The sequence below is a fragment of the Streptomyces purpurascens genome (assembly GCF_045040895.1).
GTDB classification, from domain to species: domain Bacteria; phylum Actinomycetota; class Actinomycetes; order Streptomycetales; family Streptomycetaceae; genus Streptomyces; species Streptomyces purpurascens.
The window spans coordinates 9,151,506-9,167,316 of the sequence record NZ_CP108341.1; the positions used below are offsets into that span (position 1 = coordinate 9,151,506).

The following is a 15,811-nucleotide window of genomic DNA, read 5'->3' on the forward strand; positions in this document are numbered from 1 at the left end:
ACGATCGTCGTGCAAGGGAGCACCAACGATGACAAGCACCCACACCGCCGGCCGCCCGCAGCGGTCACGGCTGAGCCGTCTCATACGTGAGCTGTGGTTCCAGGTCGTACTGGCCGCCGTCCTCGGCATCGCCGTCGGCATCCTCGCGCCCGGGCTGGGTGAGGACCTGAAGCCGCTCAACGACTGGTTCATCGCGCTGGTCAAGATGATCGTGATCCCGGTCGTCTTCTGCGTGGTCACCACCGGCATCGCCTGGCGTCCATGCTGATCGGGCTGGTCGTCGCCAACATCTTCCAGCCCGGCTCCGGCCTGCACGTCGATCCCTCGTCACTGAACGCCGACGACGTGCCCAAGACCGCCACCGAGCACGCCACCTTCACCGGCTTCATCTCCTCCCTCATCCCCGTCTCCCTGCTGGGCGCGATCACCGGGGATGCGATCCTGGCCGCGCTGATGGTCTCGATCGTCTTCGGTGTGGCCCTGAACATGGCTGGCGAAGAAGGGGCACCGCTGACCCGCGGCATCAAGGCGCTGTCGGACGTCGTCTTCCGCATCGTGGGCTGGGTGATGCGGCTCGCGCCCTTGGGCACCTTCGGCGCCCTGGCCACCGTGGTCGCCACCTACGGCGCCGAGAGCCTCAAACAGCTCGGCTACCTCATCATCCTGTTCACCGCGACCTGCATCATCTACGTCCTGGTCGTCCTCGGCGCCATCATGCGGGCCTGCCGCCTGAGCCTGTTCGGCCTCATTCGCTTCCTCAAGGCCGAACTGCTTGTCGCCCTCAGCACCTGTTCCAGCGAGGCCGTCCTGCCCCAGCTGGTACGCAAACTGGAGATCCTCGGCATCGGCCGGCCCGTGGTCGGCATCGTCATCCCCTCCGGGTTCTCCTTCAACCTGGACGGCTCCGCGGTCTACCTCACGATGGCCTCCCTCTTCCTGGCCCAGGCCATGGGCATCGACCTGTCCTGGCAGCAGCAGCTGATCATGGTCGGCGTCATGATGCTCACCAGCAAGGGCACCGCCGGGATTGCGGGCGGCGCGTTCATCGTCCTCGCCAGCACCGTCACCGCGGTCGGCCACATCCCGCTCGCCGCCCTCTCCCTGATCGTCGGCATCGACCGCATCCTCAACGAGGGCCGCGTCTTCATCAACGTCCTCGGCAACGCCGTCGCCACCATCGTGATCGGCAAGTGGGAGAACGACTTCGACACCGAGCAGGCCCGCAAGATCCTGCACTCCCGCACCAACACGCCGCCGCAGGCCGAGTTGGACACCACCAAGGTCGGCGCCGACAAGTAGCTGTCCCGGTGCGCGGCGGCCTAAAGGGTGCTGCCGGTGGGTGACGTATACGCAGTCGAGGGGTGACCGCACTCGACGGGTTCGGTCACCGCGCTCGCCGTCGCCAGCCGAGGCCGGTGCCTGGGCCCGGTGCTCATCGGCCGGACGGCGACCCGGGACGTCGTCTCGTGGGACACAGCACCGTGGTGTGCTCGCTGACCAGTTGGAAGGAGTCGCGGTCGCCGGTGACGATCAGCACCTCGAAGCCCTCGGCCCGCATCGCAGTACCAGGGGGAGAACGAAATGGCCGTTGACGCAGCAGGTAGTCGTTCTGGGAGCCGCCGATGCGGGCCCCCAGCGTGCCAGGGCCGGAGCAGCTGGACCACTCCATCAGGCAGAGACCACCGGTCCATGGATCAACCTTCCTCTCCCGCCCCGGCGCGGGCACTCCTACGGTCGAGGTCGCGGGCGCTCACCGGCCCGCCGTAACGAAGGAGCGAGACCCGTATGAAGATGACCGGCAACACGATCCTGATCACCGGCGGAACTTCGGGTATCGGGCTCGGCCTGGCCCTGCGCCTGCACCAGGCCGGCAACAAGGTGGTCGTCGCCGGCCGGCGCAAGGAACTCCTCGACGAGATCACGGCCGAGCACCCGGGCATCGACGCGCTCGTCCTCGATGTCGCGGACCCCGACTCGATCGACCGGGCCCGAGAGACCGTGGCGGCGAGCCACCCGGGGCTGAACGTCCTGGTCAACAACGCCGGCATCATGCTGCGGGAGAACCTCCTCGACCCGGCCGGACTTCCGGCCGCTGAGGACCACGTCACGGTCAACCTGCTCGGCACGATCCGGATGACGTACGCCTTCCTGCCGCTGCTGGTGGGCAAGGACGACGCGGTCGTCATGAACGTCACCTCGGCGCTGGCATTCGTCCCGTTCCCGAGCACCCCGGCCTACAGCGCGACCAAGGCCGCGCTGCACTCCTTCTCCGAGAGCCTGCGCATCCAACTCGCCGGTGCTGACGCCGGCGTCCAGGTGATCGAGATGGTCCCGCCGGGTGTGCGCACGACCCTGCTGGGCCAGCAGGACAACGACCACGCCATCCCGTTGGACGACTTCCTCACCCAGGCTCTCGACCTGCTGCGCGAGAAGCCCGACGCGAAGGAGATTGTTGTCGAGCGCGCCAGATTCATCCGCGACGCGGTGGCCACCGGCTCCTACGACGACGTCCTCGCCATGATCGCCAGCAGCTGACCGACCTGTAGTGGCCGACGCGGAACAACAGCACGCGGGCAGGTCCTGTTGGGCCACATCATGGACGAACGCGAACTGGAACGCCTGGGGGGAGGGCCTCACCGAAGACGCGGACGGTGAGGAAGCGTCTTCAGCGTCGCCACGGTCGTCACACGGGAGGGGCCGGATCCGTCCTGAGTGCCGTCGGGCAGGCGAGCGCCTGGCCGACGCGGCCCACATCGTCGCCTCGGCCAGGCCGGCCGACGAGGCCCGAGGCCGCTCCCAGAGCGTCGGGCGCCGTCGACGGGGGACCGCCGCCGACGGCCGCCTTCCATACCGGCGTCCTGCGGCGCTCCGCCGACGGCCAGCGAATTTCCTAGCGGGTCATGCAGGCCAAGGGCCCGATCGGGTCTTCCTGCCGCGAGCGGCCTCGGCGTCGGCCTCACTCATAGGCGGCTTCGCGCGGGTGGGAGTGGACTGCTCAGCCATGGATCGGCGGTCTCTGGATAGCCGGCCCGGGTACGGCGAGGATGGGGGCATGGACAAGAAGGAACTGGCGGAATTCCTGCGCCACCGGCGTGAGACGCTGCGGCCCCGCGACGTCGGGCTGGTCGAGGGGCCGCGCAGGCGTACCCAAGGACTGCGCCGCGAGGAGGTCGCGCAGCTCGCCGGCATGTCCACCGACTATTACGCCCGGCTGGAACAGCAGCGTGCTCCGCAACCTTCCGTCCAGATCACCACGGCTCTCGCCCGGGCGCTGCGGCTTTCCCTGGACGAGCGCGACCATCTCTTCGTCCTCATCGGCCACAACGCACCGGCCCGCTTCCAGCGCTCCGAACATGTCAGCCCGCCGCTGATGCGGGTCCTGGACCGCCTGGACGACTCCCCGGCCATGGTGCAGACCGATCTGTTCGACACTCTCGCGATGAACCCCTTGGCCGTGGCGCTGCTCGGCGACCAGACCCGCCACACCGGTCTGGCCCGCAGCGGCTACTACCGCTGGTTCATGGACTCGGCCGAACGTCTGATGGTTCCCGAGGAGACCCACGAACGCCACGGCCGTGCACAGGCGGCCCGCTTGCGGGCCGCGCTGACAGCCGGCAGCGACACCCCCCGAGCCGCCCGGATCCTCGCCGAACTCCAGGAACACAGCCCCGAGTTCGTCCGCATGTGGGAACTTCAGGAGGTCGCCCAACGCTACGACGACTGCAAGACCATCCTCCATCCCGAACTCGGCCGCATCGACGTCGACGCACAGGTCCTGTTCACCGAGAACCGCGCCCAGACCCTGGTGGTGCTGACCACTCGCCCCGGCACGGAGAGCTACAGCAAACTCGAACTGCTCTCCGTCATAGGGCACAAGCAGCTCACCCCCTGACATCCTGGGCGGGAGATGGGGACAGGGTTCGGCGCAAAGTGGCCGAACAAGCGGGTCACGGTCCAGGACGCCGGAAGTCGTCGCAACCGGAAGTGCGGCACCGCGCCCACCCAGCTCCGCACGGCTCTTGCCCTGCGCTCTACGGCCAGACATGTCGAGCCCCTGTCTTGTCCGGGCTCCGTGGGCCGGTGATTTGACCGGATGCCGCCTCCGTTTTACTCTCGGATGCATACGGAGGCAGCATCCGTTTTGATGCGGTCGCAGGATCAAGGCAGCAGAAGGAGGGCGCATGAGCGCCGGTGAACAGCGGGGACGCAAGCCCCGCGCGGACGTCCAGCGCAATCGCGTTGCCCTCCTGGAGACCGCGCAGCGTCACTTCCTGCAGCACGGGGTTGGCACCTCCCTGGAGGCGGTGGCCAAGGAGGCGGGCGTCGGGCCCGCCACCCTGTACCGGCACTTCCCCACCCGGGAGGCGCTGTTGGCGGCTGTGCTGCAGACGCGCTCCGAAGAACTGGTGTCCCGCCAGGCGGACATCGAGCAGCTCCACGACCCCGTCGAGGCGCTGGAGCAGTGGCTGCGGGCGATGGAGGACTACTTCAGCGCCTTCAGCGGGCTACCGGACCCGCTCATGGCCGCGGCCAGGGCGCAGGAGCCGGACAACCCGCTCACGATTCCCTGCGACATCCTCATCTCCGCCACCGATCAGTACGTGCGAGCCGCGCAGCTCGCGGGGCGCGTACGCGCGTCGGTACGCGGGCACGACCTGTTCCTCGCGGCCTGTTCCGTTGCCTGGATCAAGGGCAACGGCACCGAGGAGGAGCCGCTCGACCGGCTCCGCACGCTCATCGCGAGCGGCTACCGCGAGCGGGACACACAGGCATAGACGGTCAGACCTCCGACCGGGCCCCGCAACACCAGGTGGCACCACCACCCAGCCGTCACATCGCGCCGCCCTCAGGGGCAGTGCAACCTCCACAAGGACAAATCATGAAAATTACAGTCATAGGCGCTGGCGCCATCGGCGGGAACCTCGCTGCCAAGCTCAGCACGGCCGGTCACGACGTTCAGGCGGCCGACGCCCGCGGCCCCGAGGCCGTCCGGGCAGAGGTGCTGGAGTCCGGGGCCCGCGCGGCGGAGCTCGCCGACGCCGTCCAGGACCGGGACGTCATCGTCCTGGCCATCCCCTTCGGGGTGGCGGGGAAGCTGGCGGACCTGTTCGCCTCGGTCCCCGTCGAGACGGTGATCATCGACACCTCGAACTACTATCCCCACCTCAACGGGCAGATCGAAGCCGTGGACAACGGCCAGGTCGAGAGCGTGTGGAACGCCGAGCAACTGGGGCGCCCCGTGGTCAAGGCGTGGAACGCCGCCCTGGCCGAAACCCAGCGCTCCCGAGGTGTCCCGGCCGGAACGCCCGGCCGCATCGCCATCCCCGTCGCCGGCGACTCCGAGGAGGCGCGGCGTGTGGCCATGCAGCTCGTGGACGACACCGGCTTCGACCCCTACGACGCCGGCCCGCTGGCCGACTCCTGGCGTCAGCAGCCGAACAGCCCCGCCTACTGCACCGAGCTGACCCTCGACGAGCTGCCGGTGGCCCTGGCCGCGGCCGACCGCGTCAAGGACGCCCGCATCCGCGACAGCGTGCCCGAACGCCTCGCCACCCTCCCGGCCACGGCCACCCTGGAGGATGTCGTCGAGATGAACCGCGCCGCCCACCGCTGAGTCACCCGACAGGGCTCTCGTGCACGCAACGGCACGAGGGCGGCAGCACCGGCATGCCACGAACGAACAAGACGAACACGAAGAGCGCACAGTCCCCCGCGATGCGGCCTGCAGTCCCGGCACGCCGCTGCCTGCGAGCATCCGCAAGCCTGCCGGTCCCCGCAAGGGTGCGTCCGCACTCGGCCCTTACGTCGGCTGCCTCCTTGCGTGGCCTGCCGTACTGCGCTGCGCGGCGGCCGCCGTGGCGGCGACTGCGCACCATGGAGAGGAACCGCCTTGCCCGGCACCGCATCACCCTTCACCGACATCGCACGCTCCCGGCGCTCCCCCCGGCGGTTCCTGCCCACCGCCCTGTCCCCTTCGGACATCCGCGGCGTGCTGGAAGACGCACAGACGGCCCCCTCGAACAGCAACACCCAGCCGTGGACGGTGCACGTCGTCTCAGGTGCGGCGCGGGACGCCCTGGGCAAAGAGCTGCTCCGGGCAGAGGAGGAGGGACGGACCTCCCCGGATTTCACCGATGGCTATGGCGAGGGCATCTACCTCGAGCGGTCGAAAGCCTTGGGCGCGAGTGTCTACCGGTCCCGGGGCGTCGAGCGCTCGGACCGGCACGGTAGGAGGGCGGCGGTCCGCGAGAACCTGGAGTTCTACGGCGCCCCCCATGTCGCCTTCCTCTTCATGCCAGAGCTCGGCGACGGGGTGCGGACGGCCGGCGACATCGGCATGTACGCGCAGAACTTCCTGCTCTCGCTGGCGGCCCGCGGGCTGGCCGGCATCCCGCAGACCGTGCTCGGCGTCTACGCCGACACCGTCCGCGAGTTCCTGGGGGTCCCCGCGGAGCTCAAGCTGCTGTTCGGCATCTCCTTCGGCATGGCTGACCCGGCGGCACCGGTGAACACGCTCCGCACGGAGCGGGTTCCGCTGCAGCGGAGCGTGGTCCTGCATGACACCCCGGGGATCCTCGACAGGCCGTAGCTCCTTCGCCCGCAGGAGCGATCCGGCACCGGGTCCCGGGCTGCCACTCGGCCAGCCCGGGATCAGCGCCTGCACGGCTCTTGACCATTCGGAGGATGCCTCCGTGTTCTCGAGAACGTAAACGGAGGTAATCTCCGTTTCTCATGGCCCGGTCTGGAGAAGTAACCATGACAAGCCGACAGATGATCCACACCGGAAGGCCTGCCCGTGGCGGGCAAGCCAAAGGGGCCTTCCTGGGTGCCCACTTCGAAAGGCACTCAGGAATCCCCTTTGGTGCCCGGCACCCGGGGCCGTAGGAAGACCCCTTGTCAGAGCGGTGATCGGCGCGAAAACTGCGCCGTCACAACCCTCTTCTCTTCTCCTCTGGTTGTCTGTAGTGGGGGTGAGCATCGGGTTCCGGGGGGCCTGGACGCTCTCCCAGGCCGGGCGCGGCCAGCGGCGGTCGGCCGGCGGCCGGTCGCGAGCAACGAGGGAGCAGAGCTGATGGCGGGGAAGAGGAAGAAGAACCCGGCGGGGTCGACGAACAGCTACCGCGGCGACGTGCTGCGCGTGCTCGGGGCGCTGAAGGTGGCCGCGGCTGATCAGATCCAGCGGATCGGCGCTCCCCACCTGACCTTCCGGCACGCCGACAAGGAGACCCCGTCGAAGCGGAAGCAGGCCCGCACCGCCTCGCACACCGGCGCACTCTCCGACATGCGCAAGCACGGCCTGTCCGAGAACGGCGGCTCCACCGAGACAGGGGACTCCCTGCGGCACCTGACCACCAAGGGCCTGCAAGCCGCCTCCTACGAGCTGCGGTGTCCGGTGACGGAGATGGGCTCCACCGCGCGCGGCGCGGGTTCCAGCGGGGCCTCCCACCCGATGGCCGTCAACGAGACCGTGATCGCGATGCTGCGTCCGAAGCCGAACATGGCCGTCGCCGTCGACCCGCCGCATGTCCAGGCCGCCGTCGACGCACCGGACAGCATCGGCACCATCGCCTCGTACTGGACCGAGGTATCGCTGCCCGCCACCGGCACGTGGAACGCACCCGGCAAGGGCGGCGCCCAGGCCGACATCGTCCTGACCGCCCCGCAGGATTAGGTGCCGCTGCTGTTCATTGAGGTCGACAACTGCCATGAGAGTGCTGAGGAGCTTGCCGACAAGCTGGAGAAGTACGCCCGGTTCTTCCGGCGGAAGGTGAAGGACACCGACGGCAAGGAGCGCCCGATGTGGCGCACCCGCTGGAGCGCTCCGGACACCTGGTCCGGCGACGGGACGCACTCGCCCGTCCTGCTGGTGTTCAACCGCCTCGGCGAGCGCAACCCCGACCGCACCGTCCCGCGCCTGGCAGAACTCACCCGGCACCTGTGGCAGGGGGAGCGGCAGAAGGGCGGTTACCACCACTACGACGGCAGGATCCCGATCATTGCGACCGGCCTGGGGAACCTGAGCAAGCACGGCCCGGCCGGACCGGTGCTCCTCCGCTTCGGCCGCGACCACATGCAGCCTCTGAGGGAAGCGATCGGCAATCCCCGGCGTAGGGCGGCCGATGCCCGTGCCCGGGAAGAGGCCACAGCCCGTCAGGAGGAGTACCAGGCACAGGTGCGGAGGGCGGCCCAGGAGCAGGCGGCGAAGCAGGCAGCCGAGCGCGAGGCACGCCGTCCCGTCTGCACCGGCTGCGGGGCGAAGTTCACCGACGAACGCTGGGAGGCGGCTCAGGCGACGGACTGGGGAGCCCCGAAGGACTCCCACCCGCGCCTGTGCGACGACTGCAAGCAAAGGGCCATCGCCGCCGAACGCCACGCTGCTGGCGCGCAGGAGCACCAGGAGCCGGTGCGTCGTGGGGCAGAGCAGCAGGGCTTCCAGCGCTCGCCTCACCGTCCCGTCTGCACCGAGTGCGGTGCCGCGTTCACCGACGAACGGTGGAAGGCGACCGAGCGCGTCGGCTGGGTCGCTACCTCAGAGCCCCGCCCGTCTCTGTGCGGGGAATGCGACCGGCGGTTCGTCACCGACCTTCAGCAAGCCTGGCCGGACGAGCACCGGCATTAAGAGCAGGGCCAGGCCGTGCCCGAGCAGAAGGCCGGCGGAACCTGGCTCTCCCGCTTCCGCAGGTGACGCGACCGGACCCGGCCGTCAGTGGCGGCTGCAAGGCTGAGCGGATGGACCATGATGACGAGCAGCTGCTGCGCGGCCGGGTCTACGGCACCGACCACGACCCTGAACCAGGCCGACCCGCAGGGCTGAAGTGAATCGCCCGAGTTCGGATGGAGATTTCGCTGGGCGATGGCGTTGCAGAGGTGCCGGCACTCATCAAGATCAGGGTGCGGCCGTCCGCGTCTTAAAGAATTGCTGTCACGACAGGTTCCGCCGGGACATCGCCCAGCGAGACGTATGCATGATTGCTGGCAGAAAACGAATACGCCGACCAGAGTGTTACCTGTGCGCGTAAAAGATCAAATGGTGATTACCAGTACCGTGGCCAGCACGGTGAGTACGGTCACGGCCCCGATGACGGCCTGCCTTAGCCGGACTCGGCGCCGCGAGTGATGGCTGAGGCTGAGCAGGATGTAGTCGCGCTCGTCGACGGAGAGGTCTCCAAGATCCGATGCCATCCGGCGATAGGCCTGGGCCATGTCGGCTCCGTGCAGCAAGCGGTCGGGGTCGCGGCCCTGAGCGTCCCAGCGTTTCAGATCAGCCCGTAGTGTTTCCTGCCAGAGACGGGAATCCCGGGAATCGATAAGCCAATGCCGCAGGCGCGGCCAGAGCCTGGTCAGCGCCTCGTGCGGCAAGTCGATGATCTCCTCTTGCCCGGTGCCGCCCGGGGCGTGGGACAGGACAATGAGCCTGTCGTGGGCCAGCGTCTTGGCCAAACTCCTGACTTCGGGTGCCAGCTCAGTTGCTCCTGCGGATCTGCGGATGAAGGTGTCACCGTCGCCGGGGCGGGCGAGCTGTACGAACAGCCTTCGGGCACACTCCTGTTGATCCTGGGTCAGCTCGGCGAGCACGCGCTCCGCGTGGATGACCAGAGCACCTGGGAGGCCGCCCAAGGAGTCGTAGGCGGCGTGGGTGAGCATCGAGTCGGTTCGGCGCTGCCATAGCTCAGCGAGAACGACCTGGACGAGCGGCATCCGCCCGGGCTCATCGCCCGCGTCCGCGACTATGCGTTCTGGCAGCCACGGCTCGAACATCACCGCTGGCACGGCGTCGACGGGCGCGGTAATCGCTCGCTTCAGGTCATCGCCGGCCAGCGGGGCGAGGATCTGCACGGCGTTGCTTATGAGGTCTGATGTGCGGGGCGTCGCCAGCACGTGGAGCGAGTCGGGTCGCGCGGTGACGACGATGCGCAGTGCGGCCGGGCTGTCCTGGCCCGGCAGGGCGGCGATCAGGTTGAACAAGCTGCGTGCGGCGTCTGGTTCGGCGTCGACGTACTGCTCGAGCTGGTCGACGAAGAGGACGTGCCTGGAACCTTCGGGGAGGATGAGACCCTTCCGTCGCAGCTGTGACGGCTCGTCGTCGGCCGTCTCCAGCCAGCGCATCAGGTCCTTTGCCTTGGCGAGCCGCTCGACCTCGCCAAGCTCTGGCTCCAGGATGCCGGCCAGCACCCAAGCGAGAGCGAAGGCCGGCGGTTCGCCGGGCTGGGGCCGCAGTTTGGACACGCTCATCCCTTCGGCCCGCAGGCGGGGCAGTACCCCGGCCGACACGAGGGACGACTTCCCGCACCCTGAAGGCCCCGTCAGCAGGGTCACCGGCTGCCTGCATACGGTCCCGTGCACGCGGTCGGTGTCGGCCTCGCGGCCGTAGAAGAACTCCGCGTCGTCCTCTGCGAACGCCGTGAGCCCTGGGAACGGGCAGCCCGTCGCACTGGGCCGGAACCACTCCGGTAGAGACGCGATCAGGTCTGCATATGGCAACAGGTAGGCGGTTGGCTCCCCGCGGTGCGCGGCGACCACCATCCCGGCGACGCCACGTTGCGCTTCGTCCCAGGCTGGTGATCCGCTGAACCCGGCCGTGATGCGATTCGTCTGTGGCGGTGTCTCCACCTGCAGCCATCCGTCTGCCGTCCGTGCCTGTAGTGCTCCCGTCACCCATACGCCGCCCTCCAAGTGGCGCGGGAAGCCGAGCACCCGGACCGTGTGCCCCCAGACGCTGGTCCCGTTCGCAAGCGGAGCCGGCCGAGTGCCCTCGACTGCCGTATCGAGCTGTAGCAGTGCCACGTCCTCATCGTGTCGCCAGTAAATTACTCTTGCCTCTGCTCTGGGACGGCCGCTGAGCAGTGGAAAGTCGAGTTCCAGGGGCTGGTCGGCCGCCGGATCCGTGGTATCCGGCACTCTGAGTGCCTGAGTGACGACATGCGCGCAGGTACACACCACATCGGCGGCGATGAGGAACCCGGAACCGGTCACGTCACCATCGGCTGAGTAGATCCGCACTTGTGACGGTTCCAGCCTCAGGCCATCTACCGACGGCGGCAAAGGTCTTGGGCGTTCAGCAGGCGAGGAAGGCGATGCCTGGGCAGGGGCGAGGTTGCGGGCGATGCAGATCCGCCCCGCCGTATTGCGGTTCCGCATCTGCGGCTCAGGAAGTCGCCGGGCTTCGAGTTCAGGAATTCGCCGGACTTCGAGTTTGGATTTGATCGTGTCGTACAGGGTCGTCATGTCGAGATATGCGCCAGCACCCGGCACCCCCATCTCGAGGGTGTCGAGAAGCGCGCCGGTGAACGCGGTGAACCTCTCTCGCGGCGGTGCGACAGACCGAGCCGTCTCCGAAGCGGAGGTGATGACGCAGACGCCCTCCACGATGGCGTGGTCGGCTGCGTGTGTGGCGCCGTCGCCACCCATCGCACCCGACAGCGCCAGGCCGCTGTAGCAGCAGTCGAGCAACAACACCTTCTTGTCCGCGCCGCTGCTGCCGATGACCCGCCTCAGAAGCTCGAAGCGAAGCGCTCGTTCAACGTACAGCTCCTCCTCGCGCGATTCCGTGAGGGCCAGATACAGCTCATCGGTAAACGGGTCGATCAGGCCGTGCCCCGCGTAATACACGACGAGAGTGTCACGGGCGCTGCGCGCGGCGCGCTTCACCGCGCTTAAGACTTCGCGATCATCCGACGGTTGTTGCACCATCTCGATCCTGCCTCCCACCCCCCAGACGCGGGGGTTGGTCAGCATGTCCCGGAGGCTGGTGAGATTGCGCTCGACAGCGGGCAATTCCTCCAGTGCGGTGTAGCGGTGGCAGCCGATGAGTACAACGTTTGAGGCATTGGCTACGGAGAGGGGGTCGCGCATACCTCAGGTGCCTGTGGTCGAACCGCTGTCGGAGGTGTCCGGTCCGGAGTCGGAGCCCAAGTCCGCGCTGCGGAGCGCCTCGATGAGGGAACGGATGACCTCAGGGTCGTCGGTGTCCATGGTCACCGGCACTCCGTTAACCTCGATGCGCACCGCTGGCGGCGGTGACGGGCGGCTGGAGCGCCAGGCCACCAACGTCGTCACCAGGCTGCCAAGGGCGATCGAGTTAGAAAGTACGACGTTCACGACCTCCAGAGGGACGCCCATGCTGCCCGGAGGCGGAGGCTGAGTCCCTCCCATGAACATCCGCGCGCGCCCACGGAGGTCTCGCTCCGCATGGAGCCAACGGAGCAGAGCCTTTGACTCGCCACCGACCACCTCATCAACCTTCAAGGCAAGCTCCATGGGCGTAGGTTATCGCGGTTGCTGAGGCGAGCAGCGATTTGGTTGAACGTGGGGATCCCCAGGAAGACCGGGGAGTCCCTCCGTTCTTGTTGTGCGTCAAGTTGGTCGAGCTTTTCCTCGACGGCGGCGAGGCTGACGGAGAGTCCTTCGACTTCGCCCAGCCATCCCTCACGTTGGGCTTCGGCGATCCGGTCGGCGAGGTTGTCGCGGATCTCGGCCAGGCGCGGTTTCTCTGCGGGGGGCGACGAGGACCCGTACGCCGCTGGAGGCGTGGCAGGCCGATCCGACCCCTGTCACCGACATCCCCGCCGCTGGCCTGTGGGCCTTCACCCTCGAGGACGACGGCCGGCCGAGGAAGCTGACCAGCCACGGCGTGAGCTGGCGCGGCCGTACTTATACCGCCGCGTGGATGACCGGCCAGGCCGGCCGCCAGGTCCGCGTGCGCTGCATGCCGCATCACGACCACGAGATCGAGGTCTGCGACGCCCGTGGCCACCACCTCGGCCCGGCGCACCTCGCGGACGCGGCCACCTCCGAGCAGTTGCAGGCGCTGCGCGAGGCAGGTGCGGAGCGCGCCCGGCGCCTGCGTGCCGACGCGAAGGCCGCCGAACGCCTGCGACGTCAGCGATTCGCCCCCACTACCAGTGCGGAGCCCGCCCAGCGGCTGGGTGCCGTCACGGCCGCCCAGGCCGAGCGTGAACTCGCCGCCGCCGACAACACCGACGTCGCACGGCTGGCACTGCCCGACCTGATCCCGCCTGCCCCGCCTCCGGCGCACTGGCGCACCTCGCCCACCCTTGCGGCCAGCACCGCGACGCCCCCGCCCGCCGCCGTTCCAGCAGACCCGTCGGCGGACGTTGCGCCGGAGCCCGGTTCCCGACCCGCAGGAGACGCCTGATGACCGCGGCCACCTACCAGTACGTCGACCTGCCCGACGCGGCCGTCGTCACCACCCGGGCCCTGCTCACCGCGCGGGAGAACATCACCGACACCGTCGCCGCACGCGCCATGATGTGCATCCACGGCGGCGCCGGCCACGGCAAGACGCTCGCGGTCAACACCTGCCTGCACGACCTCGAAGCCGCAGAGGACGTCCGACGGGTCACCTTCCGCGCCCGCCCCACCGCCCGGGCCGTGCGCTACGAGCTGTTCACCGCCCTCGACCTGCCCGGCGAGCCGCCCCGCCACCCCAGCGAGTTCGACCGCCTGCTCAAGAACGCCCTGGCCGAACACCCCCGCACCTTCCTGGTCGACGAGGCCCAGTGGCTCAACGGGGAGGCGTTCGAATACTTCCGCTACCTGTGGGACGAGCCCGCCACCCGCTTCGCGGTCATCTTTGTCGGCGGCGAGGGCTGCCACACGGTGCTGCGCCGCGAACCGATGCTGTCCTCCCGCATCTTCATCTGGCAGCACTTCACCCGCCTCACCCCCGCCGAGGTCCTGGAGGCCATTCCCCTGTTCCATCCGGTGTGGGCCGACGCCGATCCCGACGACATCGCCTTCGCCGACCAGCACGCCGCGCACGGCAACTTTCGCGCGTGGGCCCAGTTGACCGCCCACACCCGCACGGCTCTGACCCGCACCGGCCGCTCCCGTGTGGATCAGGAGCTGCTGCGCTGGGCCTTCAGCCGCCTTGCCTGACCACCACGCCGCCATGGCGCCCGCCGTGCCCCCGCCGTCCGTCGCCGTGGTCATCGACGCGGGCGATGATGCGGTCCACACGCATACAGCCATGGTCGCCCACCATCCGTCCTCCGGGCGGATCACCCTGCACCCCGGCCCGGGCACCACCAGCGAGACCGGCCTCGCCCACGACCTTCTCGCCGCCCTGGGCAAACCGCCCCTGCTCCCGGGGCGTTTCCCCGCCGGCCGTCAGCCCGCCTGGGAAGCCGCCGCCGCCTGGATCACTGCCCTGCCCGTCACCCGGCTGACCGTCCTGCGCGCCCACCGCCTCACCGCCCGCCGCACGATGCGCCTCCTGCAGCTGCGCGCACTCACCGGCATCCACCTGACGCTGGTCTGCCACCGCCCCCATCTGCCCGCCGCCCTGCACCAGGCGCTGCAGACGGCCGACTACTGCGTCACCGCCGACTTCCAGGCCGCCCGCCGCCACTACTTCGGCGCGACCGCCCCCGTACCCCAGCTTGTTGACCAGCCCGCCCGACCGGCTGACCGGTGGCTCACCCTGCCCGTGCTGGACCGTCTCGTCTCCTACGACAGCCCTGCTCCATGTACCGCCCCGTGCGCGCCGCCGGCGATCACCTTCCGGCACCGCCCGGCACCCGCACCGCTCACCGAGCAGACAGCCCGGGAAGTCGCCCGACGCCTGGCCGCCGTGACCGCCCACCCCCGCTTGGCCGCGGCGCTCGCCGCGGCGCTCTTCACCGGTGTCTCCGGCGACTACGACGACGCCTCGGCCGCCTTGGCCCTGCATGACCGCGCCCGCTACACCGACGGCTGCGCCTCGCACCGGGTGCCGCCGTGGGCGCGCGTCTTCCTGAAGGCCGCCGCCTGCTTCGCCCGGCTCGCTCCTGGCCAGGACCAGCATCTGCTGGCCGGCCCCCACGACCGCCTGCGCGTGGCGGAGGCGGCCAGGCTCCGCCCGACCCAGCCGCCCGCCAGCCAGCGCACTGGTCCTGTCGGCCGTATCCAGTGGGACTGGCGTGAACGTAAGGAAGCGCAGTGCTACGACGCGATGCTGACACGGCACCAGATCCCGCCCTCGTCCTGAGCCCGAAGCCAGGTGCACGTCAGTCGATGGAGAAATCGGCGAACTCCACGTCGGTGAAGGCGATCCCGAGACCGTGGGCGCGTCGGCCTCCATCCCGGAAGTAGGCATGCCCCAGAGCACGGGCGAGGATCACAATCTGCTGCTGCTCGCCCCCGCCGGCGTCCCGGGCGGCGAACAGCTCGCGGGCCACTTCTCCCGACAGGTACTGGGTGATCAGCCGTACTCGCGGATCGTCCGACGAGCCTGCCGGAGCGGCGAATCCGAACCGCGCCCTGGTGTGGAAGACAAACCCGTCGGCCTCGGCCCGGGCCCTTCGGCGGGCGCGCACCAGGGGCTGCCACCGTGCCCTGACGGCCTCATCGATCAGCCCCGCATGCACAGCACTGGGACGGCGGCGCATTCCCGGCCGGGTGGTGACCCACCTCTGTACCGTGCGCTGGGAGATCCCCAGGAGGAGAGCTACGTTCTTCGTGGAGCCCTTCTCCGCCCTGAGCAGGCAACGCACAGCGGCATCCCTCGTAGGCACGGGACGGGTCAGTAACGCCCGCTCGAGCCCTTTGACGATCTCACCCATGGTCGCCCCCGAGCGTTCTGCCACCGCGATGGATGGTGCACGGCGGCCGTCTGCCCTCCCAGATCTCTCACACCAAGCCGCTCTCCTCGGTCAGTTCAGGCATAGCCAGGACACCAACTGCGGCCCTCGGCTACAGAGCCAGCAGTAACCCAAGCCTGAGAACGCCCTTCCCGAAGCAACCGTGAACACCCCAACCGCATTTACGCTATCCGTACGCGTTTGGTACGCGAAATATGCGCTTCACGCTA

Annotated in this window: 16 protein-coding genes; 12 read left to right on the forward strand and 4 right to left on the reverse strand. The window is 69.0% G+C overall.

The annotated features are described in order from the left end of the window. The first annotated feature begins 28 nt into the window (after window positions 1–28). Window positions 29–268, forward strand: coding sequence for a cation:dicarboxylate symporter family transporter (locus OHU35_RS41425; RefSeq protein ID WP_405509123.1), 240 nt, complete (start codon window positions 29–31; stop codon window positions 266–268). Further along, entirely contained in the window at window positions 262–1,299 is a 1,038-nt protein-coding gene (locus OHU35_RS41430) for a cation:dicarboxylate symporter family transporter (RefSeq protein ID WP_405509125.1), read from the forward strand. The genes OHU35_RS41425 and OHU35_RS41430 overlap by 7 nt, the downstream gene beginning before the upstream one ends. A 133-nt stretch (window positions 1,300–1,432) precedes the next feature. Here OHU35_RS41430 and OHU35_RS41435 read toward each other — a convergent pair whose 3' ends face one another. After that, a complete protein-coding gene (locus OHU35_RS41435) occupies window positions 1,433–1,558 on the reverse strand; it encodes a hypothetical protein (RefSeq protein ID WP_359895783.1) in 126 nt (41 codons plus the stop codon). Between the two features lie 227 nt (window positions 1,559–1,785). Between OHU35_RS41435 and OHU35_RS41440 the strand changes: the two genes are divergently transcribed. The 7 genes from OHU35_RS41440 to OHU35_RS41470 all read left to right on the forward strand — a co-directional run bounded on the left by OHU35_RS41440 (window position 1,786) and on the right by OHU35_RS41470 (window position 8,620). Beyond that, window positions 1,786–2,535 (forward strand): SDR family oxidoreductase, encoded by a 750-nt coding sequence (locus OHU35_RS41440; RefSeq protein WP_189729992.1) that lies wholly within the window; start codon window positions 1,786–1,788, stop codon window positions 2,533–2,535. Between the two features lie 517 nt (window positions 2,536–3,052). Next, on the forward strand, window positions 3,053–3,892 hold the full coding sequence (locus tag OHU35_RS41445) for a helix-turn-helix transcriptional regulator (protein WP_405509127.1): 840 nt from the start codon (window positions 3,053–3,055) through the stop codon (window positions 3,890–3,892). 289 nt (window positions 3,893–4,181) lie between these two features. Then, complete coding sequence (locus OHU35_RS41450) at window positions 4,182–4,775, forward strand: TetR/AcrR family transcriptional regulator (protein WP_189729988.1); 594 nt, start codon at window positions 4,182–4,184, stop codon at window positions 4,773–4,775. Between the two features lie 104 nt (window positions 4,776–4,879). After that, entirely contained in the window at window positions 4,880–5,614 is a 735-nt protein-coding gene (locus OHU35_RS41455; RefSeq protein WP_359895780.1) for an NAD(P)-binding domain-containing protein, read from the forward strand. A 276-nt stretch (window positions 5,615–5,890) separates the two neighbouring features. Next, window positions 5,891–6,589 (forward strand): nitroreductase, encoded by a 699-nt coding sequence (locus OHU35_RS41460; protein WP_189729984.1) that lies wholly within the window; start codon window positions 5,891–5,893, stop codon window positions 6,587–6,589. A gap of 483 nt (window positions 6,590–7,072) precedes the next feature. Next, a complete protein-coding gene (locus OHU35_RS41465) occupies window positions 7,073–7,672 on the forward strand; it encodes a hypothetical protein (RefSeq protein ID WP_405509130.1) in 600 nt (199 codons plus the stop codon). Continuing rightward, entirely contained in the window at window positions 7,673–8,620 is a 948-nt protein-coding gene (locus OHU35_RS41470) for a hypothetical protein (protein WP_405509131.1), read from the forward strand. Between the two features lie 404 nt (window positions 8,621–9,024). On the opposite strand, the gene OHU35_RS41475 is transcribed toward OHU35_RS41470, so the two are convergent. Together OHU35_RS41475 and OHU35_RS41480 are read right to left on the reverse strand one after the other, a co-directional pair. After that, on the reverse strand, window positions 9,025–11,853 hold the full coding sequence (locus OHU35_RS41475) for a trypsin-like peptidase domain-containing protein (protein WP_405509133.1): 2,829 nt from the start codon (window positions 11,851–11,853) through the stop codon (window positions 9,025–9,027). A 3-nt stretch (window positions 11,854–11,856) separates the two neighbouring features. Then, the gene (locus tag OHU35_RS41480; RefSeq protein WP_189729981.1) at window positions 11,857–12,258 is read right to left on the reverse strand and encodes an effector-associated constant component EACC1; all 402 of its coding nucleotides are present in this window, start codon (window positions 12,256–12,258) and stop codon (window positions 11,857–11,859) included. Window positions 12,259–12,616: 358 nt separating this feature from the next. Between OHU35_RS41480 and OHU35_RS41485 the strand changes: the two genes are divergently transcribed. Genes OHU35_RS41485 through OHU35_RS41495 form a run of 3 tightly spaced genes read left to right on the forward strand, consistent with a single transcriptional unit; the run spans window position 12,617 to window position 14,989 of the window. Next, window positions 12,617–13,156 carry a Mu transposase C-terminal domain-containing protein gene (locus tag OHU35_RS41485; protein WP_405509433.1) on the forward strand — a complete coding sequence of 180 codons (540 nt, stop codon included), beginning with the start codon at window positions 12,617–12,619 and terminating at the stop codon, window positions 13,154–13,156. Beyond that, window positions 13,156–13,899: an AAA family ATPase gene (locus OHU35_RS41490; RefSeq protein ID WP_405504037.1), complete on the forward strand. Its 744-nt coding sequence runs from the start codon at window positions 13,156–13,158 to the stop codon at window positions 13,897–13,899. Before OHU35_RS41485 ends, OHU35_RS41490 begins: the two co-directional genes overlap by 1 nt. 13 nt (window positions 13,900–13,912) lie before the next feature. Further along, on the forward strand, window positions 13,913–14,989 hold the full coding sequence (locus tag OHU35_RS41495) for a hypothetical protein (RefSeq protein ID WP_405504036.1): 1,077 nt from the start codon (window positions 13,913–13,915) through the stop codon (window positions 14,987–14,989). Window positions 14,990–15,008: 19 nt separating this feature from the next. Here OHU35_RS41495 and tpg read toward each other — a convergent pair whose 3' ends face one another. Then, window positions 15,009–15,563: a telomere-protecting terminal protein Tpg gene (tpg, locus tag OHU35_RS41500; RefSeq protein WP_405504034.1), complete on the reverse strand. Its 555-nt coding sequence runs from the start codon at window positions 15,561–15,563 to the stop codon at window positions 15,009–15,011. Between the last annotated feature and the right edge of the window lie 248 nt (window positions 15,564–15,811).

What these genes read in the sequence shown, in the direction of transcription:
- OHU35_RS41495 (WP_405504036.1), top strand. Translation starts at nt 13,913, where the DNA reads ATGGCGCCCGCCGTGCCCCCGCCGTCCGTCGCCGTGGTCATCGACGCG.
- OHU35_RS41445 (WP_405509127.1), top strand. Translation starts at nt 3,053, where the DNA reads ATGGACAAGAAGGAACTGGCGGAATTCCTGCGCCACCGGCGTGAGACG.
- OHU35_RS41430 (WP_405509125.1), top strand. Translation starts at nt 262, where the DNA reads ATGCTGATCGGGCTGGTCGTCGCCAACATCTTCCAGCCCGGCTCCGGC.
- OHU35_RS41455 (WP_359895780.1), top strand. Translation starts at nt 4,880, where the DNA reads ATGAAAATTACAGTCATAGGCGCTGGCGCCATCGGCGGGAACCTCGCT.
- OHU35_RS41440 (WP_189729992.1), top strand. Translation starts at nt 1,786, where the DNA reads ATGAAGATGACCGGCAACACGATCCTGATCACCGGCGGAACTTCGGGT.
- OHU35_RS41490 (WP_405504037.1), top strand. Translation starts at nt 13,156, where the DNA reads ATGACCGCGGCCACCTACCAGTACGTCGACCTGCCCGACGCGGCCGTC.
- OHU35_RS41435 (WP_359895783.1), bottom strand. Translation starts at nt 1,558, where the DNA reads ATGCGGGCCGAGGGCTTCGAGGTGCTGATCGTCACCGGCGACCGCGAC.
- OHU35_RS41465 (WP_405509130.1), top strand. Translation starts at nt 7,073, where the DNA reads ATGGCGGGGAAGAGGAAGAAGAACCCGGCGGGGTCGACGAACAGCTAC.
- OHU35_RS41480 (WP_189729981.1), bottom strand. Translation starts at nt 12,258, where the DNA reads ATGGAGCTTGCCTTGAAGGTTGATGAGGTGGTCGGTGGCGAGTCAAAG.
- tpg (WP_405504034.1), bottom strand. Translation starts at nt 15,563, where the DNA reads ATGGGTGAGATCGTCAAAGGGCTCGAGCGGGCGTTACTGACCCGTCCC.
- OHU35_RS41475 (WP_405509133.1), bottom strand. Translation starts at nt 11,853, where the DNA reads ATGCGCGACCCCCTCTCCGTAGCCAATGCCTCAAACGTTGTACTCATC.
- OHU35_RS41425 (WP_405509123.1), top strand. Translation starts at nt 29, where the DNA reads ATGACAAGCACCCACACCGCCGGCCGCCCGCAGCGGTCACGGCTGAGC.
- OHU35_RS41450 (WP_189729988.1), top strand. Translation starts at nt 4,182, where the DNA reads ATGAGCGCCGGTGAACAGCGGGGACGCAAGCCCCGCGCGGACGTCCAG.